Here is a 24,701-nt window from a genome sequence, read left to right as displayed (position 1 = left end):
GTGCGCGGTGCCGCGCCCGGTGTAGCATCGCCGCGTGTGTGGACCGTTCGGCCCGCCGGCCACCACTTCTCTCTGCGGGCCGCATGCCGAGGACCCTTCCATGAGTACCATTGAAAAGCTGTCTGCCAGCGGTTCGCCGTTCGCCACCATCCGTACCGAAGACAACGACGACGACTCCGCCCACTGGTTGTTCATGCACGCCGACGCGGCCACGGGCATCCGTCCCTGCTGCCGCAAGGACATGCTGGACGAGATGTGGAGCTACATGAGCGCCATCACCCGCGGCCCGGCCCAGCGCCACAGCGGGCGGCTGCGCCATTTCGTGCTGGCCTCCGATGCCGCTGCCTACAACCTGGGCGGCGACCTGGACCTGTTCACCCGCCTGATCCGCGAAGGCAACCGCGACCTGCTGCTGACCTATGCGCAGCGCTGCGTGGAAGGCGTGCACCACCTGCACACCGGCTTTGGCGGTGACGTGCGTTCGATTGCGCTGATCCAGGGCGATGCACTGGGCGGCGGCCTGGAAATGGCTCTGGCCTGCCACACCATCGTGGCCGAGGAAGGCTGCGGCATGGGCCTGCCCGAAGTGCTGTTCGGCCTGTTCCCGGGCATGGGCGCGTACTCGTTCCTGTGCCGCCGGGTGTCGCCGCAGCTGGCCGAGAAGATCATCCTCGACGGCCGCATCTATTCGTCCGAGGAAATGCACGCCCTGGGCGTGGTCGACGTGCTGGTGAAGAAGGGGGAAGGCCGCGCCGCCGTCGATGACATGATCCGCCACCAGCAGCGCTTGCCGCAGTCGTACCTGGCCATGAACGCGGCGCGCAACCTGGCGCAGTCGGTCAGCTACGACGAGCTGCTGGAAATCACCAAGGTCTGGGTCGACTCCGCCCTGGCCCTGGGTGATCGTTCGCTGCGCACGATGGATCGCCTGATCAAGGCACAGACCCGTCGCGCCGGCCTCGACGCCGCCTGATTGCTCTCCTCCCCCTCTGGGTTCAAGCCCGGCTGGCCCCCGGGCTTTTTTTCGCGCTCGCGCGACCAAGACAGTAGATCCACGCCATGCGTGGATGCCTTGCTGCGTGGATGCCTTGCATCGCAGACCGCGCGGAATGCAGCCGAGCATGGCTCGGCACTACATGAAACGAAGGCAGTCGAGCAAGCTCGACGCTACCGTTCCATGTCGTCGGCCGCGCCGCGTGCCTTGCGTCGCAGACCCAGTAGATCCACGCCATGCGTGGATGCCTTGCTGCGTGGATGCCTTGCATCGCGGACCGCGCCGAATGCAGCCGAGCATGGCTCGGCACTACATGGAACGAAGGCAGTCGAGCAAGCTCGACGCTACCGTTCCATGTCGTCGGCCGCGCCGCGTGCCTTGCGCTCGGCGCGTGCATCCAGGGCCTGCCGCCCTTCCTTGATCGCGCCCTGCAGCACGGCCAGGCGCGGACGCCATTCGGCCTTGAGCTGCCAGTCGGCCATCCGCATCAGTTCGCCGGCGCGGTTGGCGGCACGCACCAGGCCCAGGTTGCCGGCCACGCCCTTGATCGCGTGGGATTGTTCGCGGAAGGCGCCCCAGCGGCCTGCCTCGCCGTCGACCTCGGCCTTGCGCAGGCAGTTCTCTGCATCCTCCAGGCACTGGCGGATGAACTCACGCTCGAAACCGTCGCCCATGCCCAGCGAGGCCAGCTCATCCAGCACGCCGGTGTCGAGCACGCCATCGAGGTTGGTGGCGGCGCGCACGATCGGCGGCGCCGACGCCTTCAGCTGGGCGTTGTTGGCGATCTCGGCCAGCGTATCGAGCAGGCGCACGGCCACGACGGGCTTGGCCAGGAACGCATGCGCGCCGGCCTGGGTGCAGCGCTGGATCGCTTCGGGGGTGACATCGGCACTGAGCACCAGCACCGGCGTGCGCGGGCCGCCGCCAGACTGCATCACGCGTAGTTCTTTCAGCATGTCCAGGCCGCTCATGCCCGGCATGTGCAGATCGACGATGGCGGCGTCGAACTCGCTCTCGGCCAGCGCATCGAGCACGGCCTCGCCGCCATCAACGCACATCACCTTGTGCCCGGCCTTCTGCAGCAGGCGCTGCAGCACCATGCGGTTGGCCTCGTGGTCGTCGGCCACCAGGATCTGCATGCTGCGCACGCGGGCGCGGTGGCGCAGGAACGGGTCGGTGAAGGCGATGACGTTGCCGCCCGGGCCGACGTCCTCGCCGGCGGCCACGCTGGGTACCGCACCCGGCACCACCGGCTCCGGCGGCGCGAACGGCAGCTCCACCCAGAAGTGGCTGCCCTGCGGCGGGCTGTCCAGGTAGCCGATCTCACCGTGCATGGCCTCGACCAGGCCTTTGGCGATGGTCGTGCCCAGGCCGGTGCCCTCATGGCGACGGGCCATGCTGACGTCGGCCTGCTCGAAGGCTTCGAACAGCCGCGGCCGCATGGCCACCGGCACGCCGATACCGGTATCGATGATGTCGAAGCGCAGGCGCACCGAGCCATTGGTGTCCGCGTGGACGAGGCCCACGCGCACTTCCACCTTGCCGTGGTCGGTGAACTTCACCGCGTTGCCGGCCAGGTTGAGCAGGATCTGCCGCAGGTGGCCGACGTCGCCGCGCAGCGTGGCGGGCACGTTCGCGGCCACCTTGACCTTGTACTCCAGGTGCTTGGCCTTGGCCTGCGGCAGCAGGATCAGGCCGATGGCCTGGACTACGTCGGCCAGCACGAAATCCTCGGCCACCACGCGCAGCTTGCCCGCTTCGATCGCGGAGATGTCCAACACCTCCTCGACCAGCGCCAGCAGGCTGCGGGAAGAGGCCTGGATGGTGTTCAGGCACTCGCGTTGCTCATCGTCCAGGCGAGTCGTCGCCAATACTTCTGTCATGCCATTCAATCCATTGAGTGGGGTTCGGAATTCGTGGCTCATGTTGGCCAGGAAGCGACTCTTCGCTTCACTGGCGCGCCGCGCCTCGGCCATGGCCTTGGTCAACTGCTTGAGCAGGGTCGAAAAATACAACGGTACCGCAGCCAGGCCCAGCCAGAGCCCGATCGCCAGTCGCAGGTTCTGCTCCCAGTAAGGTGTCAGCAGCACGGTGCTGCCGAAGCTGACCATCGCCATCGCCACGGCGACGTAGAGGTAGTTGTTGCCGAAGCGCATGCCGTTGCCGACGGTCACCCACATCACCACGATGTAGACCCACGACAGCGGTTCACCCATCTGCACCATGCCCGCGGCGATCAGGCCGTAGTCGGCCAGCATGCCGAGCACGCGGCGTGGATCGGAGCGCCCCGGCTTCCACAGCAGCCAGCCGAACAGCAGCAGCGACAGCGACAGGCCGGTCAGGACGATCGCCAGCACGCCCACATACTGGTCGTGCGGCAGGTCGTGGCGCGGCGCCGGCAGCAGCACGTAGGCCAGGATGAAGCTGATCAGCACGATACGGACGATCTGCTGCCCGTGTTCGCTGTCGTGGCGCTGGGACAACCGCTGGCGGATCCGCGACAGCAGGGATGTCACGCGCCCATCCCCGGCCGCGCCGAGGCGGTGGAATGCTCGGCGCAGATCTGTTCCAGCTGCTCGCGGCCCCGCAGCAGCGCATCCACGCAGCGCGGGTCGAACAGGCGGCCGCGCTGGGCGTACAGGTACGCCAGGGTCGCTTCCATCGTCCATGCTTCCTTGTACGGGCGCGGTGAGATCAGCGCGTCGAAGACATCGGCGACGGCGACGATGCGCGCTTCCAGCGGAATCGCGTCGCCGACCAGGCCATCGGGATAGCCGCTGCCGTCATAGCGTTCGTGGTGGCGCAGCGCGATCAACGCGCCGACCTGGATGAAGCGGTTCTGGCTGCCACTCAGCAGTTCGTGGCCAATGCGCGGATGCCGGCGCATGATCGCCAGTTCCTCGTCATTGAGCTTGCCCTGCTTGAGCAGCACCGCATCGGGAATGGCGATCTTGCCCATGTCGTGCAGCGGGGCGGCCATCTCGATCAGCTTGACCTCCTCTTCGGGCAGGCCCAGCTGCTCGGCGATCAGCCCGGCCACGCGCGCCATGCGCTCGAGGTAGGCACTGGTGCCGGCATCACGGAACTCGATGGCGCGCGCCAGCCGCGAAAGGGTCTCGCGTTCGCGCTCCTCCACCTCGTGCATGCTGGCCAGCAGCCGCTGTTCCAGCGACAGCGCACGTTGCTTCACGTTCTCGGCCTGCTGGCGCAGCTGCAGCAGGTTGTAGCAGCGCGCACGCAGTTCGCGCGGCCGGATCGGCTTGACCAGGAAATCGATCACGCCCGCTTCCAAGGCGGCCTGCCGGATCGGCTCGTCGCCGACCACGGTGATCAGGATCACCGGGATGTCGCGGTGCTTGGGCAACCGGCGGAAACGGCGGGCGAACTCCAGCCCGTCCATCTCCGGCATGCGGTAATCCAGCAGCAGCAGATCGACCGGGTACGACTCGCACCACGCAAGCGCGGTGAGCGGATCACCGAAGTCGTGCACGCTCAATTCGGGCGCGATGTCTTCAATGACATGGCGCAGCATCGTCCTTGCGGACGTCTGGTCGTCGACGATGACGATGTTCAAGGCGTTCTCTGCCTGCCTTCTCGACCACGCTGGAAGATCAGCCAGCGAGGATACCCCGCCGCTGTGCACACTGGCACCCTGCATCGGTACGACTCCCGTCACGAGCTCCCCGGTTCATGATCGTCGTCACAATGTGAAGCGGGTTCTCCACATCGACGCTTCTCCACATCGGCCCTCGCTACCCCATCAAGCCATAGCGGGTGTCAAGGCCGTGCAACAACCATACGCCGAGTGCGGATCGCGTCAATGGCGCCGCCCGGATCCGGGACGGCGCGCACAGTCGGGAGCGGAACTGCGTCTTACTGCTCGGGACGCATGTAGGGGAACAGCAGGACGTCGCGGATCGAGCTGCTGCCCGTCAGCAGCATCACCAGGCGGTCCACGCCGATGCCCAGGCCGCCGGTCGGTGCCATGCCGTACTCCAGCGCACGGATGTAGTCGGCGTCGTAATGCATGGCCTCGTCGTCGCCGCCTTCCTTCGCGGCCACCTGGGCCTGGAAGCGCTGCGCCTGGTCTTCCGGGTCGTTCAGCTCGGAGAAGCCGTTGGCCAGCTCCTTGCCGTTGACGAACAGCTCGAAGCGGTCGGTATAGCCCGGATCGTTGTCGTTGGCACGGGCCAGCGGCGAGACCTCCACCGGGTGGTCGGTGATGAAGGTGGGCTGGATCAGGGTGTGTTCGACGGTCGCTTCGAAGATCTCCAGCAGCAGCTTGCCCCAGCCGTAGGACGGCTTGACGCGGATCTTCAGGCGCTCGCAATGGCGCAGCAGCGCCTCGCGGTCGGTGCAGTCGGCGGCCGAGATTTCCGGGTTGTGGTGACGCACCGCCTCGTCCATGCGCCAGCGGCGGAAGGCCGGGCCCAGGTCGATCTTCGCGCCGTCCCACTCCACTTCGGTGCCACCGTTGACGGTGGTGGCCACGTCACGGATCACGCCCTCGGTCAGGTCCATGATCTCGGTGTACGTGGCATAGGCCTCGTACAGCTCCATCATGGTGAATTCCGGGTTGTGGCGGGTGCTGACGCCTTCGTTGCGGAAGTTGCGGTTGATCTCGTAGACGCGCTCCAGGCCACCCACGGTCAGGCGCTTGAGGTACAGCTCCGGCGCCACGCGCAGGTACAGGTCCAGGTCCAGCGCGTTGTGGTGGGTGGTGAACGGCTTGGCCGCCGCGCCGCCGGGGATGTAATGCATCATCGGCGTCTCGACTTCGAGGAAGTCGCGGTTGTCCAGCCACGCGCGCATGGCGCGGATGATCTTGGAGCGCTTGATGAAGACCGCGCGCGATTCCGGGGTCACGATCAGGTCGACGTAACGCTGGCGGTAGCGCTGCTCGACGTCGGCCAGGCCGTGCCACTTGTCCGGCAGCGGGCGCAGCGACTTGGTCAGCAGGCGGATCGATTCGGCCTTGACCGACAGCTCGCCGGTCTTGGTACGGGTCAGGGCGCCTTCGACGGCGATGATGTCGCCCACGTCCCAGCCCTTGAAGGCGGTGTAGGCGTCGCCCAGGGCGCCGCCCTGCAGGAACAGCTGGATGCGGCCGGATTCGTCCTGGATCTGGGCGAAGCTGGCCTTGCCCATGATGCGCTTGGCCATCAGGCGGCCGGCCATCTTCACCTGGCGGCCGTTGCCTTCCAGGGCCTCGGCGGTCCAGGTCCCGGCATCGGCGAAGTCTGCCTGCAGCTGCCCGGCGAAGTCCTCGCGACGGAAGTCGTTCGGGTACGCGATGCCCTGCCCACGCAGCGCTTTGAGTTTCTCACGGCGCTCGGCGATCAACTTGTTTTCGTCGACGGGGGGGGTATCGGTAGCTTCGCTCATGGATCTGCGGGAATCGTGTAGTGGGAGGGGGGGTACAGCGCCCGGCGCAGCCGGTTGGACAGCATACCAAAACCGCCCTCCCCGGGCCCCGCCGGAGCCGGTAACGCCGGGCCATGCCCGGCGGTCAGTCGGCAGGAATCCGCCGGGCGCGGCCCGGCGCCACTTCACCCGTTCCCGGGGAACGCCTGCCGCAGTTCCTCCACCAGCACCCGCTGGTTCTCCGCGTAGTCCACCGGCACCGAGACCAGGTGCACCCCGCCCTCGTTGAAGGCCGCCTCCAGGGTCAGGATGAACTGTTCGATGGCGGTCACCTCATGGCCCTTGCAGCCATAGGCCTCGGCGTACTTCACGAAATCCGGGTTGCTGAAGGTCATGCCGTAATCGGTGAAGCCATCCACCGCCTGCTTCCAGCGGATCATCCCGTAGGCGCCGTCGTTGAGGATCAGCACCACCAGGTTCAGCCCCAGCCGCCGCGCCGTCTCCAGCTCCTGGCTGTTCATCATGAAGCCGCCATCGCCACAGACCGCCAGCACGCGCCGCTCGGGATACAGGATCGAAGCCATGATCGCCGACGGCAGGCCCGCGCCCATCGTCGCCAGGGCATTGTCCAGCAGCAGCGTATTGGCCACCTGGGTGCGGTAATTGCGCGCAAACCAGATCTTGTACATGCCGTTGTCCAGCGCCACGATGCCGTCCGGCGGCATCACGTGGCGCACGTCATGTACCAGTCGCTGCGGGGTGAAGCCCGCTTCCTCGGCACGGTCGGCAAGGTGCTCGAGGATGGTCGCGCGCAGCGGCAGCAGCGCATCGGCATGCGCCACGGCGCCCTCGATGCGGTCGGCCAGCTGGGTCAGCGAGCGGCCGATATCGCCGATCACCTCCACCTGCGGGAAATACACCTGCTCCACCGCAGCCTGCGAGTAGCCGATGTGGATGACGGTCGGGCCACCCGGGCGCATCACAAAGGGCGGCTTCTCGGTCACTTCGTGGCCGATGGTCACGATCACGTCGGCCTGGTCGATGGCCATGTGCACGTAGTCGCGCTCGGTCAGCGCCGCAGTACCCATGTACAGGCCCGAGCCACCCGCCACCGCGCCCTTTCCCATCTGCGTGGTGAAGAACGGGATGCCGGCGCGCTGCACGAAGGCCGAGAGCACTTCGCTGGACTGCGGGCGCGATGCCGCCGAGGCGATCATCAGCAGCGGCCGCTTGGCACCGCGGATGATCTCCGCCGCGCGGTCCAGCGCCTCCGGGCTGGCAATCGGCCGGTCCACCGCGTGGGTGGGAATGAGGGAAACGCCCTCCACCTCGGTGGCGGCGATGTCCTCGGGCAGCTCCAGCAGCACCGGGCCCGGGCGCTCCTCCTGGGCCACGCGGAAGGCCTCGCGGACGATGGTCGGAATGGTGCGCGCCGAGACGATCTGCCGGGCCAGCTTGGTCAGCGGCTTCATCGTGCTGACGATGTCCACGATCTGGAAGCGCGCCTGCTTGCTGGCAACGATGCCCTTCTGGCCGGTGATCATGATGACCGGCCATGCCCCCAGCAGCGCATAGGCCGCGCCGGTGGTGAAGTTCAGCGCGCCCGGGCCGAGGGTGGCCAGGCACACGCCCGGCTTGCCGGTCAGGCGGCCGTAGGTGGCGGCCATGAACACCGCCGCCTGCTCGTGGCGGGTGATGACCAGCTCGATGCTGGAATGGCGCAGCGACTCGACCACGTCGAGGTTTTCTTCGCCGGGAATACCGAAAATGCGCTCGACGCCTTCGTTCTCAAGTGCGGCGACAAGCAGATCTGAACCCTTGGACATTGGAATGCCGTCCTTATCGCTGGACTGATGGTGGATCGTTGCAGGAAGGGTGGAAACCGCGCGTCAACGCTTGTCGAACCAGACCGTCTGCGCGTTGACGAACTCACGGATGCCGAAGTGCGAGAGCTCGCGGCCAAAGCCGCTCTTCTTCACGCCGCCGATCGGCACGCGCGGGTCGGAGGCCGAGAAACCGTTGACGAACACGCCGCCGGTCTGCAGGCGGCGCGCCAGCTGCATGGCCCGTTCATGGTTGCCGGTCCACAGGTTGCCGCTGAGGCCGAATTCGCTCTGGTTGGCCAGCTCCACTGCGTGGTCGGCGTCGCGGGCGCGGCTGATCGAGGCCACCGGCCCGAAGGTCTCGGTATCGAAGGCCTGCATCCCCGGCTCCACCCCGGCCAGCACGGTGGGTGCGTAGAAGCTGCCCGGGCGATCCAGCTGATGGCCGCCGACCAGCAGCTGCGCGCCGGCGTCGACCGAGGCGCGCACCTGTGCGTCGAGCTGCTCGAGCAGGTCCTGGCGAGCCATCGGGCCGATGCGGTTGCCGGCTTCGCGGCCGTCACCGATGGTCAGCGCCTGCACCTTCTGGCAGAACTGCGCCACGAAACGCTCGTAGACAGCCTCTTCGACGATGATCCGCTTGCCGGCGATGCAGACCTGCCCGGTGTTCTGGAAGCGCGAGGCCACGGCCGCATCGACCGCGGCATCAAGGTCAGCATCGGCGAGCACGATGAAGGGGTCGGAGCCGCCCAGTTCCAGCACCACCTTCTTCAGCGCCTGCCCGGCCTGGGCGGCGATGCTGCGGCCGGCGGCGACGCTGCCGGTGAGGGTGACGGCGGCGATGCGGTCATCGGCGATGGCGGCACTGGTGCCCTCGCGGCTGATGTTGGCGGCGATGAAGGTGCCGTCCGGCAGGCCGGCTTCGCGCCAGGCGGCATCGAGCAGCTGCGCGGTGCCGACGATGTTCTCGGCCGGCTTCAGCAGGAAACCGTTGCCGCCCATCAGGATCGGCACCGCCGCGCGCATCACCTGCCAGTATGGGAAGTTCCACGGCATGATGCCCAGCACCACGCCCAGCGGCAGGTAGGACACGTAGGCCTTGTCATCAGGCACCTGGGTGGGCTCGTCGCACAGGTACTGCGCACCGTTATCGGCATACCAATCGCACAGCAGCGCGCACTTCTCGATCTCGGCCAGCGATTCGGCATGGACCTTGCCCATCTCGGCGGTGGCCATCGCGGCCAGCGGCTCGCGGTCACGGCGCAGGACGGTGGCCATGGCACGCAGCACGTCAGCGCGCGCGTCCAGCGGCTGCGCGCTCCAGGCGACGAAGCCGGCCTGGCCGCGCTGCAGGAGGTCTTCCAACTCAGCGGCGGTGGCGAAGGGGTGGCTGGCGATCTGCTGGCCGGTGGCCGGATCGCGGGAGATGGCGGTGGTGGGGGCAGCGGACATGCAGGTCTCCTCTTGTCTCGACAACGGGCCGGCGGCCCGTGTCCTGGACAGGAATGTGGACCTGTTCGATGGCAGCAACAAGGCGTCTGCTTATCCTGTGACCTGCACTTACCTGTATAGGGAGGGGGTGTTATGGCAGGGCTTGCAGCCCTGCACCTGCTTCAAGCCACGGCAACGTCAACGTCAAAAGCTGGCTTTCCGTGGGATGGCGGGGTGGGTCCGGTTGAGGGGGACGCCGTAAACCCCCAGACCGGCCCAGCCGCTGGCGGCTGGGCGTTCGGGCGCTTGCGAAGCAGTGCTTCGCAAGCAAAGCGCCCTCACCCATGGGGGCTTGGTCGCGGCATCCATGCCGCTCACACCCCCTCAACCGGACCCACCCCGCCTTCGACAAACCTCCGCGATCTGTCGGAGCACGGCGTTCTGCTTTGGTGGGTGCCGACCGTTGGTCGGCACGGGGTCGGATCCCGTTGCTGCGCAACGGGCTCTGACCCCATTTGAATATCGATATCCGACAGATGTGCCGACCAACGGTCGGCACCCACCACCAGCAGGTTCCAACAGCCGCGTGAACCTGTCGAAGGCGGGGCACTGTGGGTTTGCGGGGTGTGAGCCGCATGGGCCCGAGACATGCCTCGGGCGGGTTGGGCAGGACGCCCAACCCCGGTCTTGCCGTGTGCGCAGGACAGCGCACACGAGCAAGCGGCGACCAAGCCCCCATGGGTGAGGGCGCTTTGCTTGCGAAGCACTGCTTCGCGAGCGCCCGAACGCACAGCCGCCAGCGGCTGGGCCGGACCCCGGAGGGGGGTTTACGGCGTCCCCGCAAACCCACAGTGCCCCGCCATCCCACGGAATGCCGCTCTGGCTTTTGACGTGGACGTGGCTTGAAGCAGGTGCAGGGCTGCAAGCCCTGCCGGACAAACCCCCTACTTCCGCGGCAGGTAGGTCACCAGCGAAAGGTCGTGCCGGCTTTCCGGCACCAGCGCCACGTACTGCAGGTCCAGCAACCCACGCGTGGGATGCATCAGCTTCTTCGCCCCCTCGTCGAAACGACGGACGTCATGCTCCGGCCACCACAGGCGGAACTGCTCGCTCTGCGCCGAAATGTCCTCGGCCAGCGCCAGGAACGGTGCCTTGTCCGGCGCCTGCGCCATCGCCGCCCGGAACCCGGCCAGCAGGCCACGGCTCATCTCTTCCCAGTTGAGGATGCGTTCGCGGTAAGGCGCGTACAGAAACATCAGCCACAGTGTGTTGCGCTGGTTCTGCGGGAACTGGCTGTAATCCACGAACAGGTCGGCAATGGCCGCGTTCCAGGCCAGAATGTCGAAGCGCGTGTTGCGTACGTACGCCGGGATCGGCTGCATCGCCTCCACCAGCTGGCGCAGGCCGTCGGTCACGCTTTCGTCCGGCGATTCCAGCGGCACGCCGTAACCGGACAGCGCGAAGGCATACGCGCGCTCGTCATCGCTCAGGCGCAGCACGTTCGCCAGGCGCTCGAGCACCTCGGGCGAGGCACGTACTTCGCGGCCCTGCTCGATCCAGGTGTACCAGCTGACACTGACCCCGATGGCCAGCGCTACTTCCTCACGCTTCAGGCCTGGGGTGCGCCGACGCCCAGCCGGCAGGCCAAGCGTGACGGGGTCGACACGGGCGCGGCAGGCTTTCAGGAAGCCGCCCAGTTCCCGGCGTTCACTCTCGCTGCGCAACATCGCCCCCCTGTGCGGAGGCGATGATAACTGCGCAGGCGCGTGGATCAGGCATCGATGCGCTTGGAACCCACGGCCAGGCCGGCCTTCAGGCTGGCCTCGACGAACTCGTCCAGGTCGCCGTCGAGCACCTTCTGCGTGTCCGAACGCTCGATGCCGGTGCGCAGGTCCTTGATACGGCTCTGGTCGAGCACGTAGTTGCGGATCTGGCTGCCCCAGCCGATGTCGGACTTGGTGGCTTCCACTGCGTCCTTCTCGGCGTTGCGCTTCTGGATCTCCAGTTCGTACAGCTTGGCGGCCAGCATCTTCATCGCGTTGTCGCGGTTCTGGTGCTGGCTGCGGCCGGTCTGGCAGGCCACGACGATGTTGGTCGGGATGTGGGTGATACGCACCGCCGACTCGGTCTTGTTCACGTGCTGGCCACCGGCACCGGACGAGCGGTACACGTCGGTACGCAGGTCGGCCGGGTTGATGGTGATGTCGATGTTGTCATCGATTTCCGGCGACACGAACACCGAGGTGAAGCTGGTGTGGCGGCGGTTGTCCGAGTCGAACGGCGACTTGCGCACCAGACGGTGCACGCCGGTCTCGGTCTTCAGCCAGCCATAGGCGTAATCGCCTTCCACGCGCAGCGTCGCCGACTTGATGCCGGCCACGTCGCCACCGGACACTTCCATCAGCTCGGTCTTCCAGCCGCGCGATTCGCACCAGCGCAGGTACATGCGCAGCAGGATTTCCGCCCAGTCCTGGGCTTCGGTACCACCGGCACCGGCCTGGATGTCGACGAACGCGGCGGCATTGTCCATCTCGCCTGAGAACATGCGCTGGAATTCCAGCTTCTCCACGTGGGCCTGGTGCTTGTCCAGATCGGCGACCACGGCCAGGGCGGTGTCTTCGTCCTGTTCGGATTCAGCCAGTTCCAGCAGCTCGGTCGCATCGGTCAGGCCGTCGAGCACCGCGGCAATGCCGCCCACGGTCTTCTCCAGGCTGGAGCGTTCACGGCCCAGGTTCTGCGCGTATTCGGCATTGTTCCAGACGTCGGGGCTCTCCAGCTCCCGCGTTACTTCTTCAAGACGCTCTTTCTTGGCGTCGTAGTCAAAGATACCCCCTGAGCGACACCACACGATCGGTCAGATCGGTGATGCGCTGGCGGACAGGATTCAGTTCGATCATGTCGGCGGTCATGCACTAGATAGATGACTGCCGATGATACCGCAGGCGCCCTCCCCCGGGCGAGGCAGGACGGGTCCTGTGGCCTCCGCTTCACATCCTTCCACATCATCCCGGTAGACTTCCCGACCGCCGCGGGAGGAACAGGGGCCACGCGGACCATCCCAACCTCAAGGAGCACCAATTCAATGACGATCATTCGTTCCACCCTGTGCCTGGCCGCCTGCCTGCTCGCCGCCAACGCCTCGGCCATCGACCTGAAGAGCCTGAGCAGCACCGGTCTGAAGGCAGGCAAGGCGCTGACCCTGTCCGACGCCGAGGTCTCCCAGGCGGCCGACCAGGCGTGCGCCTACATGGACAAGGAAAACCAGGTGGTGACCGGCAACGATCCCTATGCCCAGCGCCTGGCCAAGATCACCCAGGGCCTGGCCAACGAAGACGGGCTGAACCTGAACTTCAAGGTCTACCGCACCGCCGACGTCAACGCCTGGGCCATGGCCAACGGCTGCGTGCGCGTCTACACCGGCCTGATGGACATGGCCAGCGACGACGAGATCCGAGGAGTGATCGGCCATGAGATCGGCCATGTGAAGCTGGGCCACAGCAAGTCCAAGATGCGCACCGCCCTGCTCGCCTCGGCGGGCCGCGACGGCCTGGCCGCGTCCGGCAACGGCAACCTGACCCAGCTCAGCCAGGGCCAGCTCGGTGAACTGGGCGAGAGCTTCATCAACGCCCAGTTCTCGCAGAAGGAAGAGAGCGCTGCCGACGAGTACGGCTACCAGTTCATGAAGCGCCACAGCTACGACCCGGCTGCCCTGGCGAGCATGTTCCGCAAGCTGTCCAGCAAGGGTGGCCTGATGTCCTCGCACCCCGGCTCGGATGCCCGCGCCGCGCGTATCGATGCGATGATCAAGAAGGACAAGAAGTAATCCGCAGGCGGGCGGGCCATCAGGTCCGCCCGCTCAGAACCCGCCCAGTGTCTGCCGCAGCAGCGGCAGCTGGCGCCGGCTGCACGGCACCTTCGCCCCGTCAGCCATGTGCAGCAGGGCCTCACCACCGTCCAGCGGCTCGATCGAGCGCAGCTGCCCGCGGTGGATCAGCCAGCTGCGGTGCGGGCGCAGGAACACGGCCGGGTCCAGCCGCTGCTCCAGCACCGCCATGGTGATGCGCAGCGGGTAATCGTGGCCGCGCACCCGCAGGTTCACGTAGTTGCCAGCGGCCTGGGCGTACTCCACATCGCCGGTGGCCACCAGGAATTCCTTGCCCAGCTTGCGCACCAGGAAGTGCTGCGGGCGTTCGACCGGTTCCACCGGCGGGCCGTCGTCAGGCGGCGCCAGCAGGTGGGCCTCACCCTGGCGCTGGCGGCCGAACCAAGCCACGGCATGCACGGCAATCACCAGCAGGCTGTAGGTCTGCACGTCCTTGAAGAACTCGTAGAACCACTGCGCCGGCCAGTCGCCATAGGTGTAGTGCTGGCCGATCACGGCAAAGGCCAACTTGCGCAGCAGGACCATGGCGCTGACGTGCAGCAGCCACCAGGCGATGGCACCCAGCACATAGAAGCCGATCCGGCGGCGCCAGGTATCGGCATGCAGCGGCCAGCGCCGGGCGGCGGCATGCAGCAGGGCCAGCAGACCGAGGCTGGCCAGCGCGCTGCTGAACTCCTCGATCGAGGCTGCCCCTGTCAGGAAGGCCTCCCCGTCACGCAACGCCCGCATCCACTTTACCAGCACATTGGCGACCGCGGTGCCCAGGAACAGCACCGCCCAGAACACGGCGGTCATCCCTGGGCGATGCGGACGCTCTGCAGCTTGGACGGACAACGCCGCCGGATCTCCATTTTCCATGCCGCCATTGTTGCCCATCCGGCCCCGCGCGCATCCGCCATTGGTCCCTGCCACCCCACCATTGGCCCCAGCGCCACCTCCATTGCGCCCCTCCCGCTGGAGGACAAGGCCCGGCAGGCGGACGCTGCAGCTTCTTTCCGATGCCCGCCGCCCATGCACCGTCGACACGATCTGGACACCCTTCGCATTGCCGCTTTCGCGCTGCTGATCCTCTACCACGCCGCAATGGCCTATGTGGCCGGCTGGGATTTCCACCTCAAGAGCGCTTACACCGCCGAATGGCTGCAATGGCCGATGATCGCGATGAACCGCTGGCGGATGCCGCTGCTGTTCGCCATCAGCGGCATCGCCCTGGGCCTGTCGCTCCCCGAGCACGGGCGAATGCGCAACACGCTGCGCCGCTGCTGGCGACTCTTGCTGCCACTGCTGTTTGGCATCGTCGCGGTGGTGTCCCTGCAGGCCTACTACGAGGCGCTGGACAAGGGTGACGTGGCGCCGGGGCTGGCCCAGTTCCTGTGGCGCTACTGGCAGTTCAAACCATGGCCTGGCGCACATTTCACCGGCGCCGAGTTCGGCTTTACCTGGAACCATCTGTGGTACCTGGCCTATCTGCTGCCCTACACCGTGCTGGCGGTGGTGCTGGCCAGCCTGCTGCGGCCGGTGCGCACGGTGCTGCCCACGTGGCAGCTGAGTGACCGCCTGCTGGGCGGGATGCTGCTGGTACTGCCGGTGACCTGGCTGTCTTGGGCAGTGCTGGTCGTGCTGCCGCGCTGGCCGCCGACCCATGCACTGGTGAACGACGCCTATGTCCATGCCGAGTCGCTGCCGCTGTTCCTGGGCGGCTTCCTGGCGGCACGCTGGCAGCGTGGCTGGGAGCTGCTGGTGCGCGGGCGCCGGCTGACCCTGGCGCTGGCCGTGCTGGGGCTGTGCCTGGAACTGGGCATCCGCGCACTGGCCCGGCTGCCGCATGTGGGCGATGTCGACGCCTGGGTACTGGCACTGCCGTGGGGCCAGACCGAACGCGTCGGCCGGGCGCTCTATACCTGGTGCATGCTGCTGGCGCTGTTCGGCTGGGCCCGGGTGCTGCTGTCCCGCCCGTGGCCAGGCCTGGGCTATTGCCGGGAAGCGGTGTTCAGCTGGTACATCCTGCACCAGACCGTGCTGATCGCGCTGCTGTATGCACTGCGCCCGCTGCAGCTTGGCTCATGGCTGGAACCCGCCCTGCTGGTGGCCGGCACCGTTGGCGGCTGCCTGCTGATCCACGAGCTGCTGATCCGTCGCGTGCGCTGGCTGCGCCCGCTGTTCGGCCTGCGCGCCGCATCGCCATCACTGCCCGTGGCACGTGTTGCGGCGGTGTAGAGCCGGGTCCACACTCGGCTGCTTTGGCCCGGTCCTGTAGAGCCGAGCCCATGCTCGGCTGCTCCGGTCGTGAGCCGAGCATGGGCTCGGCTCTACCTGGGTCTGGTCAGCAACCCGAAAATGAGGACAACGGATGTTCCAGACGCAGTGGCACCTGTGGTTGCAGCACACCTTCGACGCCGGCTGGTTCCTGTCGGTGATGCAGTTCATCAGCCTGCTCGGTTACGAGATGGCCTATACCGCGCTGATCCTGGTGTGCGCGTTCGGTGCACGGCTGCGCGCCGGCCTCTGCGTGATGCTGGCCGTGCTGCTGATGGCCTGCGCCACCCATGCGATCAAACAGAGCGCCGCCCTGCCCCGCCCCTCCGATGTGGATGCGGCGGTGCTGGACAAAGGCGAGCCTTCGCACCCGTTCGTGGTGGATGGCGGCGGCCATACCTTCTGGGCACTGCCCGATGCGCAGGCCACCGCGATGCTGCGGGCGCAGCCGCACGCCGACTATGGCTTCAACAGTGGTCACGTGGGCATCACTACCGCGGCGGGCGTCGCCCTGCTGCTGGCATTCGGCATCCGCCGCCGCTGGCTGCGCTGGACGCTGGTGCTGGGCTGGCCCCTGCTGATGGCGATCTCGCGCATGTATCTGGGCCGGCACTTCCTGGCCGATGTGCTGGCCGGTTGGTTGATAGGTGTCGGCGTCGCTCTGCTGGCGTGGCAGTTGATGCCGGGGCTGCGTGGAGAACGGCGCTGGCAGCTGCCGGTACTGCTGGGCCTGGGCGTGGCGTTGTCGTGGGCCTCGTTGTGGACGCCCCTGGTACCGCTGGGTGAAGCCTCGCGCCTGCTCGCACTTGCCCTGCTGGTGGCGTGGCTGCAGTGGCGCGGCTGGCCGGCCGATCCGCAGGGTGTCGTGCAGCGGGTGCTGCGCGTGTTGGCCGTGGTGGTGGTCTACCTGTTGGCGCGGCCGGTCGTTGGCTGGCTCGCAGACATCATTTCGCTGCCGGATGCACCGGTTACGGCATTGTTGTGGCACACCGTAGGCACGCTGCTGATCCTCGGTGGAGGCATTGCGCTGGCACGGTGGATTCCGCGCAGGGCCGCCGGCACCTGATACCCAACCTCACGGCGATTGCAATTATTCGCATTGAATGTGCCACCGCACCTTGCGACTCTCCCCGTTCGACTTCCACACAGGAACGTGTTCTATGCGTCGAGGCCCGCAATCGCGCCAGATCCGGCCACAGGCGTCACGATGACATCCAACCTGCAACCGCTACTTGAACTCACCGACGATGAGCTGAGCCATGGGACCATCTTCCGCTTCCCTGGAGTGTGGCCCCACGAAGAAATGGTCGATCTCATGCTGTTCGATAATCCTGATGAGCAGCGTCCTCATGGACTCATCGTCTGCACAGGGCATAAGGCTGGACTGATCCTGGTGCTTCTTCCACGAGAATCCGCGAGTCCGAATGGGCGCAGCGTGCGCACTGAATGGCTCGTCTCGGAATGGACACAATGGGTCTACGCGGATTGTCCGGTCGAGAAGGTCCAAGTCCTTCGCCGCTATCCCGCACCGATCCCGGGAGAAACGTAGAGTCGAGCCAGCTCGACTTTACGCGGGCGAATGGCAGCCACGCATGGCGTGGCTCTACTCCAAGGCAGCCCGCCGCGCATCGTAGATACACGCCATGCGTGGATGAATCGGGCGAGGTAGCGCCGGGCCATGCCCGGCGGACGCGGTGGATTCCACGCGGCCACGCATGGCGTGGCTCTACCGCACCTCGAACTCACCCACCAGCACGGTCTCCGCGCGATCCTTCAATCGCATGGTGACCATCTGGTCCTTCTGCTGCGGCGTGCCCCAATGGGTGGTCAGCCGCAACATCAGGGTGGTCGCGCCGGTCACCAGCTGCTGGCGGCTGCCGAAGTAGTTGGCCTCCACCTTGTACCTGCCGGGCTTGGCATCGCGCAGCGAGAACTGCTCGGGGCCGTAGCCGCCGGTGAAGTCCTGCGACATCTGTCCGCCCTGGTAGGTCAGCCGGTTGCCGTAGTACGCGCGCTCGCCGTTGGGGTCGGTCACCCACAGGTCCATGTCGCTGTTGTCGGCGTCCCAGGCCAGCACCACGCGCAGGTCCAGCGGCATGGCCTGCAGCAGGCGTGGATCGATGCCGCGGGTATCGAGCTGCGGCCGGCTGCGTGACACCAGGTTGGTCAGCTCATCAAGCGCGATCAGGGCGATGCCATCAAAGCGGCCATCCCACGGACGCACCACCACCTGGTACAGCGGTTCCAGCGCCTGCTGCGGCTTGCCGGCTGCGGCCAGCGCCAGGCCGAGATCGCGGAAGCTCTGCGGCTCTTCCTGGCCCATCGCCAGCACCTGTTCGAACACCGGCACGGCCAGCGCGGGCGCGTCGGCCTGCAGCAAGCGGTAGCCGAGTACGCGCAACAGGTGGCGGTTGTCCAGGTCCATCTCGGCCAGGTTGGACAGCACGCGCAGCGCCAGCTCGCGCTGGTTCTGCTGCAGCAGCAGATCGGCGACGTCGAGGAAGAACGCGCTGCTGTCGGTATGCGCGGCACGCTCGGCCAGGTAGCGGTCGTACAGCTGGGCCGGCGGCCCCTGGCGCAGACGACGGGCCACCGGTGAGTCCGGCTGCCAGGCGGCCAGCTGGATGCCGAGTTGGCCGTTGTTCGCGGGCCCTGCCTCATCCTCGATCGCCGACCCGGTCACCGCGATGGCATCCAGGGATGTGGCGGCCGGTGCGGGCGCGGCGAGCAGTGCCATCGGTGCACTGGCTGCCGATGGGTCGTGGAGGATCTCCTTCGCCGCAGACGGCGGCGCCTGCTTCGGCCAGCTGCGGTTCCACCACTGCTGGCGCTCCTTCCACTGTGCGGCCACCTTGTCGAGCCTGCGGCGGTCCTCGGCTGCACGGTCAGCGACCTGGCGCGCATAGCCGCGGTCATAGTCGGCGCGCAGCGCACCGGCCGGGCGGATCGCGTAGCGCAGGTAGTCCTGCAGGGTTTCCAGCACGATCAGCGAGGTATCCGGGCCCACCAGCCCGAACTGCTGCGACAGGCGCTGCATCGCTTCGCGGTTGCTGCGCCGGTCCACCGCCAGCTGCTGCAGGCGCGCCTGCGCCCACAGGCCAGCCAGCAGGTCGCCATCGTCGCTGCGGGTGGTCGACGGTAGCGCCTGCCATTCGCCCCCATCGACGCGCACGCGCATCGGCACGCCCTCGGCCGCGAGGCGAGCATGCAGCCAGAGCCAGCCCTGCGCTTCGCTGCGGCGATCGATCACCACATCCTGCACGCCACGCCCGGCGTCGATCTGGATATCCAGCGGCGCGGACAGCAGTTCGCGCGTGGCAGCCTGCAGGTCATTGCCCAGCGCCACGAAACGGCCGCCGTGGGCCTCGCTCCAGCCACGCAGACGGGTGACATCCGTGCGTGCGCCGGCACTGCTGATCGCGAACAGGCGCTGGCCAGCGGCAAGCGTCGGCAGTGCTTCCGGGCCGTAGGTCAGCAGGCCATCACTGACCAGCAGGTATTCCTTTACGCCGGGCTGCGGCTGCCAGTTGGCCAGCGCGCTGGCGCCGTCCGGCCGTACCTGCTGCAGCGCCTGGCGCAGCGCGCTCCAGTCGCCCTTGCGGATGCGGAACCGCCGCTCGGCCTCGGGGCGGTCGCGCAGCACGGTCAGCACGACATTGCCCTCGCCCATCGCCGCGAAGTAGCGGTCCAGCAGCGCGAACTCGCGGGTGCGGTCGCGCTGGCCGGCGGAACCGGAGCCATCCCAGAGCAGGCCGACCTCGCTCGGCACCGTGCGCGGCGCACGGTCAGCGGGCACCGGCAGCTGGGCCAGCAGGTAGTGACCGTCCTGCCACTTCGCCACCTGCACCTGCGACTGGCGCACCGCAGGCAGGGTCCACTGCAGCTGTGCCGGCAGTTGTGCGCCACGCCCCTGCCAGTGCAGCTGACCGCCCTGCAGGGCGAATGGCGCCTTGCCGGTAGTCGCAGCGCCTGCTGCCTGCAGATCCAGCTTCACCGAGCCCGCGCCTGCAGCGAACTGCAGCGGCAATGCCCATTGCCAGCCGTTACCGGCGTAGGCCAGCGGCTCACGCACCACCAGCTGCACGCGGCGACTGCCGCCGGCCGGCAGCGGATACACGCGCAGGCGGAACTGGTTGCCCGCCGTCTGTTCCAGCAGGCCCGGGTCGACACCGCGGCGCGCGATCTCCTCGAAGACCTGGCGGCCGCGATCCTTCGGCACCGGCACCGCCTCGCGCAGCTCACCATTGATGTCCAGCGCGAAGCCGCTGATCTGCTGGCCATCCCCCAACGGGAACTGCAGCTCGCCTTCCAGCACGCGGCTGTTGGGATTATGGAACTCCAGGGTGATGCGGGTCTGCGCGATGCCCGCCTGGACCTCGCCCTCGATGCGCGCCTCGCGCAGCTGGATCGGCTGTTCGGCGGCCGGGGCGATCAGCAGCGGCGTGCTGGGCTGAGGCCGCGCGTGGCGGGGCGACTGCGCGTCAACGGGCCAGGCCGCCAGCACCAGCAGGATCAGGGGGGCACAGCGGGCAAAGACCATGGCACGGCTCCAGTGGGATCGTGGACGGTTTAACGCACCAACACGGCAGGTGGGGTTACGGGTCGAACGTGGATGCAGTCCGCCGGGCATGGCCCGGCGCTACCGCAGCGTGCGGGGCCTCTGGTAGCGCCGGGCCATGCCCGGCGAACGCGAAGCGCGGCACTCCGCCGTCACGCAGGTAGGCAGTGCTCGACGATCAGCTGGATCGCGGTGCCGCCGCGGTAATCATCGCAGGCCAGGCGGTAGGCCAGGTGCACGTGGCGGCTCGGTGCATTGCCGTGCCAGCCGCCGAAGTGGATGGCGTTGACCGTGCCCGGCAGGCCGGGCAGGCGCAGTTCCAGCTTCAGGTGGCGCTCCTTCAGCACGCGCCAGTTGGCCACTTCGAAATGGCCGTCGAACAGCGGCTCGGGGAAGCCCTGGCCCCAGGGGCCGGCCAGGCGCAGGGCGTCGGCGTGACGGTGGTCGAGTTCGTGCACACCCAGTTCGCCATCGCTGAGCACGTGCTGCTGCAACGCAGCCGGGTCCAGCACTTCCTGCACGATGGCGACGAAGGCGGCCTTGAACGCGGGCAGATGCTCCAGGCGCATGCTCAGGCCGGCGGCCATCGCGTGGCCGCCAAAGCGCTCGACCAGGCCGGGATGGCGCGCATCGACCAGCGCCAGTGCGTCACGGATATGCAGGCCCGGGATCGAACGGGCCGATCCGCGCAGGGTATCCGCACCTGGCTCGGCGGGTGCAAAGGCGATCACCGGGCGGTGCAGGCGGTCCTTCATCTTCGATGCGACCAGGCCGACCACGCCGGGGTGCCAGTCGGCATCGAACAGGCAGGCCGCCACCGGGCGCTCGCCCTCGGACTGCAGCACCACGCGCGACAGCGCCTGCTCGGCGGCGTCTGTCATCGACTGCTGCACGGCGCGGCGCTCGGCGTTGATCTGCTCCAGGGTCTGGGCGATGTCGCGGGCCTGGCGCGGATCTTCGGCCAGCAGCAGGGCAATGCCGAGCGCCATGTCCTCGAGGCGGCCGGCCGCATTGAGGCGTGGGCCGAGCGCGAAACCAATGTCGGTGGCCGTCAGCCGTGCGGCATCACGACCGCTGGCTTCGATCAGCGCTTTCAGGCCGACGCAGGCATGGCCGGCACGCAGCCGACGCAGGCCAGCGCTGACCAGGGCGCGGTTGTTGGCGTCCAGCACCACCAGATCGGCAACGGTACCGACTGCCACCAGATCCAGCAGCGTGGTCAGGTCCGGGCCCTTGCCATCGGCGAAGACACCGGCCTCGCGCATCTGCCGGCGCAGGGCCATCAGCACGTAGAAGATGACGCCGACACCGGCCAGCGACTTGCTGGGGAAGCCGTCGCCTTCCAGGTTCGGGTCGACGATGACATCGGCCGGTGGCAGCAGCGGTCCCGGCAGATGGTGGTCGGTGACCAGCACCTGCCACCCGCGCGCCTTGGCGGCGTTGACGCCGGCATGGCAGGCAATGCCGTGGTCGACGGTGACCAGCAGGTCTGGCTGCAGCTCGGCCAGCTCCTCCACCAGCGAGGGCGACAGGCCGTAGCCATGCACCATGCGGTTGGGCACGGCATGGAACACGTGCTGCGCGCCGAGCATGCGCAGGCCGCGCACGCCGACCGCGCAGGCGGTGGCGCCATCGCAATCAAAATCGCCCACCACCAGGATGCGCTTGTCGTTGGCGATGGCCTCGACCAGCAGCGCGACCGCCGCGTCGATGCCGGTCAGCAGCTCAGGCGCATGCAGGTTGCCCAGCCGCGGCAGCGCAAGGTCCGGCGTGGTCGCGCCGCGGCTGGCGTACAGGCGGGCCAGCAGCGGCAGCGTGTCGTCGGGCCATGCACCAGGCTGCACCGGCTCGCGGCGCAGGATCATCGGGGTATCGGACACAGGCAGCGCAGCATCGGCGGCAAGGGACATCGGCATCGCCGGGTTGCGGAAGACGTCACCATGATAACGCGGGGCTGGAGACAGGGTCAGAGCCCTCTGCGGGCAGAGAGATCTGACCCCATTCCAGGCATTTGGAGTCCGGGGTCAGACCCCTCTGCCCGCAGAGGGGTCTGACCCCGTCTGAAGCATTTGGAATCCCCCGCCGTTTCTTCCATGCTTGCCGGCCCCGAAACGGATTTCTGTCCATGCGCCACATTCTTTTTCTGGCCCTCACCCTGGCCCCGGCCGCCCACGCCGCTACGCCCGAACCAAAGGCCGGCGTGGAGTTCGAGCACAACGACTGGTCGCTGGCCTGTGACAACACCCGCACCTGCCGCGCCGTGGGTTACAGCGCTGAAGAGCCCGGCAACCTACTCAGCCTGATGCTGGAACGTGCAGGTGGCCCCAATGCGCCGGTGATCGCGCGCCTGCGCAATGGCGAGGATGGTGAAAGCCCGATGCCGACCGGCGCGCTGCGCCTGCGCCTGAATGGCAAGGACCTGGGTCCCGTGCAGGACACCGGCAATGCCGAGAAGGTGTTGCTGAAGCAGGCGCAGACCGATGCCCTGGTCGCCGCCCTGCCCCGCAAGGCGCGCATCGAGATCGTCGATGGCAAGGGCAAGCTGTGGCCGATCTCCGACAGCGGCGCCACGGCCGTGCTGTTGAAGATGGATGAGGCGCAGGGTCGGCTGGGAACGCCTGGTGCGCTGGTGCGCCGTGGCGACAAGGCGGAAGCGAGCGTGCCGGCAGCACTGCCGGTGCCGGTGATCGTGCGTGGTGCGCTGTTGGTACCGCGCAGCACGGATGCGGCATTGGCCAAGGTGCCGGCGCTGCGCAAGGCGATGATCGCTGCGCTTCCGGATGCCGACGAATGCATGCGCGTAAGCGAGGGCGAGCAGGATGAGATCGAGATCCAGCGGCTTGATGCCGGGCATGTGCTGGCCAGCACCAGCTGCTTCAGGGGGGCATACAACTTCAGCAGCGGCTACTGGGTGGTGCAGGACAAGGCGCCGTACCAGGCGCAGTTCGTGACCTCCGATGCGGAGGACTTTGATCGGGAGTCGCGCCTGCTGCAGGGGCGCTTCCGTGGCCGCGGCATCGGCGACTGCATTTCCGGCCATGACTGGGCGTGGGATGGCGCGCGCTTCGTGAAGAGCAGTGAGTTCACGACCGGCCAGTGCCGCGGCATGCCGGGCGGGCATTGGCAGCTGCCTACGGTGGTCAGTACGGTGAAGTGAGGTTGGCAGGGCTGCGCCCTGCACCTGCAGAGGCAACAGCCAAAGCAACAGCAACAGCGGGCTATCCGTGGAATGGCAGGTTCACGCGGCTGTTGGTGGGTGCCGACCGTTGGTCGGCACGGCTTCTGGTAGGTGTCGACCTTGGTCGACACATCTGTCAGATACCGATATTCGAGATGGGGTCAGAGCCGTTTTCCCAAGGAAAACGGATCCGACCCCGTGCCGCTGTTGGTAGGTGTCGACCTTGGTCGGCACATCTGGGGTCAGAGCCCGTTGCGCAGCAACGGGATCCGACCCCGCTCCTCCGACACCGCTCAGTCGTGCAGCTGGCGGGGCTTTTTCCAGAACTGCCAGCGCTGGCGCTTGTCCAGCTGGAACTGCAGGCCGTCTTCGAAATCCAGCACCAAGCGCTGCAGCTCACCGCGTTGCAAGGCCACCAGCAGCGGGCGGATGGCATCGTTGCCCAGCTGCTGCAGCGAACGCAGCTGGCGCAGGTCGACCAGGGCATCGACGGACTGCTCGCCATCGACCGATACGCCGGCAGCCTGGGCCAGGCCCTGCAGCAGGGCGTCGCGGCTGCGTACCTGCACGTGCTGCGTGGTCACCGAGACCGGCATCACGCCGCCGCCCCAGAACCACAGGGAATTGATCGGCTGCTGGCCCTGTGCGGCACGCTGCTGGTTCCACGAATGGTTGTGCAGCAGCACCTGGGCCTCGGTCATCAGGGCACGCCAGCGACGGCCGGCCTCGCCTTCGGGCAGGTGCGAGAACAGGTCATCGCCCAGCACGTCGTCGGGGCTGTCGAAGGTCGGCAGGTCGATGTCGATCGGCAGGCGCAGGTACCAGCGCGCCGGGTCCGGCGCATCCAGCACGAAGCCGGCATCGGCGAACAACGGCTGCAGCACCGGCAGCAGCGCAAGGCTGTCGGCCAGGGTCGGCCGCAGCGTCTCGCCGTGGCCCATCATCCGCGCACCGTGCATGTCCGGCACCATGCAGGCCGGATCGGCGCGCAGCCAGCACGCGCCAGCGGCATCGCCGACATCGCGCTGGCGGGTCAGTGCGGCGACCGGCCAGTGCGGCGCGGCCACGGTGAAGTGGCGCTGCAGCTGGGCGCGTTCACCCGCATCCCGCTGCACGGCGGTGGCGCGGCCCAGGGCGCGCGCCACCTCGTCTGGCAGTGCAGCCGCTGCAAAGCGGCTGCGTGCCGGCAACAACAGGGTCGCCGTTGCCACCCG

Annotated in this window: 17 protein-coding genes; 6 read left to right on the top strand and 11 right to left on the bottom strand. The window is 67.6% G+C overall.

From position 1 onward, the window contains the following. Positions 1 to 100: 100 nt before the first annotated feature. Complete coding sequence (locus C1925_RS10095; RefSeq protein ID WP_108768755.1) at positions 101 to 973, top strand: crotonase/enoyl-CoA hydratase family protein; 873 nt, start codon at positions 101 to 103, stop codon at positions 971 to 973. Between the two features lie 365 nt (positions 974 to 1,338). Here C1925_RS10095 and C1925_RS10090 read toward each other — a convergent pair whose 3' ends face one another. The 7 genes from C1925_RS10090 to prfB form a co-directional block, all read right to left on the bottom strand. After that, a complete protein-coding gene (locus C1925_RS10090; protein ID WP_108768754.1) occupies positions 1,339 to 3,510 on the bottom strand; it encodes a response regulator in 2,172 nt (723 codons plus the stop codon). Further along, entirely contained in the window at positions 3,507 to 4,652 is a 1,146-nt protein-coding gene (locus C1925_RS10085) for a two-component system response regulator (protein ID WP_108768753.1), read from the bottom strand. Before C1925_RS10085 ends, C1925_RS10090 begins: the two co-directional genes overlap by 4 nt. Positions 4,653 to 4,867: 215 nt before the next feature. Next, positions 4,868 to 6,379, bottom strand: coding sequence for a lysine--tRNA ligase (gene lysS, locus C1925_RS10080; RefSeq protein ID WP_108768752.1), 1,512 nt, complete (start codon positions 6,377 to 6,379; stop codon positions 4,868 to 4,870). 164 nt (positions 6,380 to 6,543) lie between these two features. Beyond that, positions 6,544 to 8,184 carry an acetolactate synthase large subunit gene (locus C1925_RS10075; protein WP_108768751.1) on the bottom strand — a complete coding sequence of 547 codons (1,641 nt, stop codon included), beginning with the start codon at positions 8,182 to 8,184 and terminating at the stop codon, positions 6,544 to 6,546. 63 nt (positions 8,185 to 8,247) lie between these two features. Continuing rightward, positions 8,248 to 9,633, bottom strand: a complete 1,386-nt coding sequence (locus tag C1925_RS10070; RefSeq protein WP_108768750.1) for an NAD-dependent succinate-semialdehyde dehydrogenase — start codon at positions 9,631 to 9,633, stop codon at positions 8,248 to 8,250. Between the two features lie 923 nt (positions 9,634 to 10,556). After that, positions 10,557 to 11,339: a helix-turn-helix transcriptional regulator gene (locus C1925_RS10060; RefSeq protein ID WP_108768748.1), complete on the bottom strand. Its 783-nt coding sequence runs from the start codon at positions 11,337 to 11,339 to the stop codon at positions 10,557 to 10,559. Between the two features lie 44 nt (positions 11,340 to 11,383). Continuing rightward, a protein-coding gene (prfB, locus tag C1925_RS10055; RefSeq protein WP_108768747.1) for a peptide chain release factor 2 occupies positions 11,384 to 12,509 on the bottom strand; the annotation gives its coding sequence in 2 pieces (ribosomal slippage) (positions 11,384 to 12,433 and positions 12,435 to 12,509; 1,125 coding nt in all). A 185-nt stretch (positions 12,510 to 12,694) separates the two neighbouring features. Here prfB and C1925_RS10050 point away from each other — a divergent pair. Further along, on the top strand, positions 12,695 to 13,435 hold the full coding sequence (locus C1925_RS10050) for a M48 family metallopeptidase (protein WP_108768746.1): 741 nt from the start codon (positions 12,695 to 12,697) through the stop codon (positions 13,433 to 13,435). Between the two features lie 33 nt (positions 13,436 to 13,468). Here C1925_RS10050 and C1925_RS10045 read toward each other — a convergent pair whose 3' ends face one another. Then, positions 13,469 to 14,290 (bottom strand): LytTR family DNA-binding domain-containing protein, encoded by an 822-nt coding sequence (locus tag C1925_RS10045; RefSeq protein ID WP_254051419.1) that lies wholly within the window; start codon positions 14,288 to 14,290, stop codon positions 13,469 to 13,471. Positions 14,291 to 14,506: 216 nt separating this feature from the next. On the opposite strand from C1925_RS10045, the gene C1925_RS10040 reads away from it, so the two are divergent. The 3 genes from C1925_RS10040 to imm45 all read left to right on the top strand — a co-directional run bounded on the left by C1925_RS10040 (position 14,507) and on the right by imm45 (position 17,300). Next, complete coding sequence (locus C1925_RS10040) at positions 14,507 to 15,712, top strand: acyltransferase family protein (RefSeq protein WP_108768744.1); 1,206 nt, start codon at positions 14,507 to 14,509, stop codon at positions 15,710 to 15,712. A gap of 133 nt (positions 15,713 to 15,845) precedes the next feature. Then, on the top strand, positions 15,846 to 16,817 hold the full coding sequence (locus tag C1925_RS10035; RefSeq protein WP_108768743.1) for a phosphatase PAP2 family protein: 972 nt from the start codon (positions 15,846 to 15,848) through the stop codon (positions 16,815 to 16,817). A gap of 141 nt (positions 16,818 to 16,958) precedes the next feature. Continuing rightward, positions 16,959 to 17,300: an Imm45 family immunity protein gene (imm45, locus tag C1925_RS10030; protein WP_108768742.1), complete on the top strand. Its 342-nt coding sequence runs from the start codon at positions 16,959 to 16,961 to the stop codon at positions 17,298 to 17,300. A 177-nt stretch (positions 17,301 to 17,477) separates the two neighbouring features. On the opposite strand, the gene C1925_RS10025 is transcribed toward imm45, so the two are convergent. Together C1925_RS10025 and recJ are read right to left on the bottom strand one after the other, a co-directional pair. Beyond that, on the bottom strand, positions 17,478 to 20,291 hold the full coding sequence (locus C1925_RS10025; RefSeq protein WP_108768741.1) for a VIT domain-containing protein: 2,814 nt from the start codon (positions 20,289 to 20,291) through the stop codon (positions 17,478 to 17,480). A 170-nt stretch (positions 20,292 to 20,461) separates the two neighbouring features. Beyond that, positions 20,462 to 22,219 carry a single-stranded-DNA-specific exonuclease RecJ gene (gene recJ / locus C1925_RS10020; RefSeq protein WP_108770675.1) on the bottom strand — a complete coding sequence of 586 codons (1,758 nt, stop codon included), beginning with the start codon at positions 22,217 to 22,219 and terminating at the stop codon, positions 20,462 to 20,464. A gap of 215 nt (positions 22,220 to 22,434) precedes the next feature. Between recJ and C1925_RS10015 the strand changes: the two genes are divergently transcribed. Next, the gene (locus C1925_RS10015; RefSeq protein ID WP_108768740.1) at positions 22,435 to 23,466 is read left to right on the top strand and encodes a DUF1176 domain-containing protein; all 1,032 of its coding nucleotides are present in this window, start codon (positions 22,435 to 22,437) and stop codon (positions 23,464 to 23,466) included. 314 nt (positions 23,467 to 23,780) lie between these two features. Here C1925_RS10015 and C1925_RS10010 read toward each other — a convergent pair whose 3' ends face one another. Next, on the bottom strand, positions 23,781 to 24,698 hold the full coding sequence (locus C1925_RS10010) for a phosphoglycerate mutase (protein WP_108768739.1): 918 nt from the start codon (positions 24,696 to 24,698) through the stop codon (positions 23,781 to 23,783). Positions 24,699 to 24,701: the final 3 nt, after the last annotated feature.

This window comes from Stenotrophomonas sp. SAU14A_NAIMI4_5 (assembly GCF_003086795.1).
In the GTDB taxonomy this organism is placed as follows: Bacteria; Pseudomonadota; Gammaproteobacteria; order Xanthomonadales; family Xanthomonadaceae; genus Stenotrophomonas.
Note: the sequence above shows the minus strand (reverse complement) of the source record. Positions and strands in the feature narration are given on the sequence as shown.

Excerpts from the sequence above, each read along its gene's own strand:
- C1925_RS10095 (WP_108768755.1), top strand. The coding sequence starts at position 101 with ATGAGTACCATTGAAAAGCTGTCTGCCAGCGGTTCGCCGTTCGCCACC.
- C1925_RS10085 (WP_108768753.1), bottom strand. The coding sequence starts at position 4,652 with ATGCAGGGTGCCAGTGTGCACAGCGGCGGGGTATCCTCGCTGGCTGAT.
- lysS (WP_108768752.1), bottom strand. The coding sequence starts at position 6,379 with ATGAGCGAAGCTACCGATACCCCCCCCGTCGACGAAAACAAGTTGATC.
- C1925_RS10075 (WP_108768751.1), bottom strand. The coding sequence starts at position 8,184 with ATGTCCAAGGGTTCAGATCTGCTTGTCGCCGCACTTGAGAACGAAGGC.
- C1925_RS10070 (WP_108768750.1), bottom strand. The coding sequence starts at position 9,633 with ATGTCCGCTGCCCCCACCACCGCCATCTCCCGCGATCCGGCCACCGGC.
- C1925_RS10060 (WP_108768748.1), bottom strand. The coding sequence starts at position 11,339 with ATGTTGCGCAGCGAGAGTGAACGCCGGGAACTGGGCGGCTTCCTGAAA.
- C1925_RS10050 (WP_108768746.1), top strand. The coding sequence starts at position 12,695 with ATGACGATCATTCGTTCCACCCTGTGCCTGGCCGCCTGCCTGCTCGCC.
- C1925_RS10045 (WP_254051419.1), bottom strand. The coding sequence starts at position 14,290 with ATGACCGCCGTGTTCTGGGCGGTGCTGTTCCTGGGCACCGCGGTCGCC.
- C1925_RS10040 (WP_108768744.1), top strand. The coding sequence starts at position 14,507 with ATGCACCGTCGACACGATCTGGACACCCTTCGCATTGCCGCTTTCGCG.
- C1925_RS10035 (WP_108768743.1), top strand. The coding sequence starts at position 15,846 with ATGTTCCAGACGCAGTGGCACCTGTGGTTGCAGCACACCTTCGACGCC.
- imm45 (WP_108768742.1), top strand. The coding sequence starts at position 16,959 with ATGACATCCAACCTGCAACCGCTACTTGAACTCACCGACGATGAGCTG.
- C1925_RS10025 (WP_108768741.1), bottom strand. The coding sequence starts at position 20,291 with ATGGTCTTTGCCCGCTGTGCCCCCCTGATCCTGCTGGTGCTGGCGGCC.
- recJ (WP_108770675.1), bottom strand. The coding sequence starts at position 22,219 with ATGTCCCTTGCCGCCGATGCTGCGCTGCCTGTGTCCGATACCCCGATG.
- C1925_RS10015 (WP_108768740.1), top strand. The coding sequence starts at position 22,435 with ATGCGCCACATTCTTTTTCTGGCCCTCACCCTGGCCCCGGCCGCCCAC.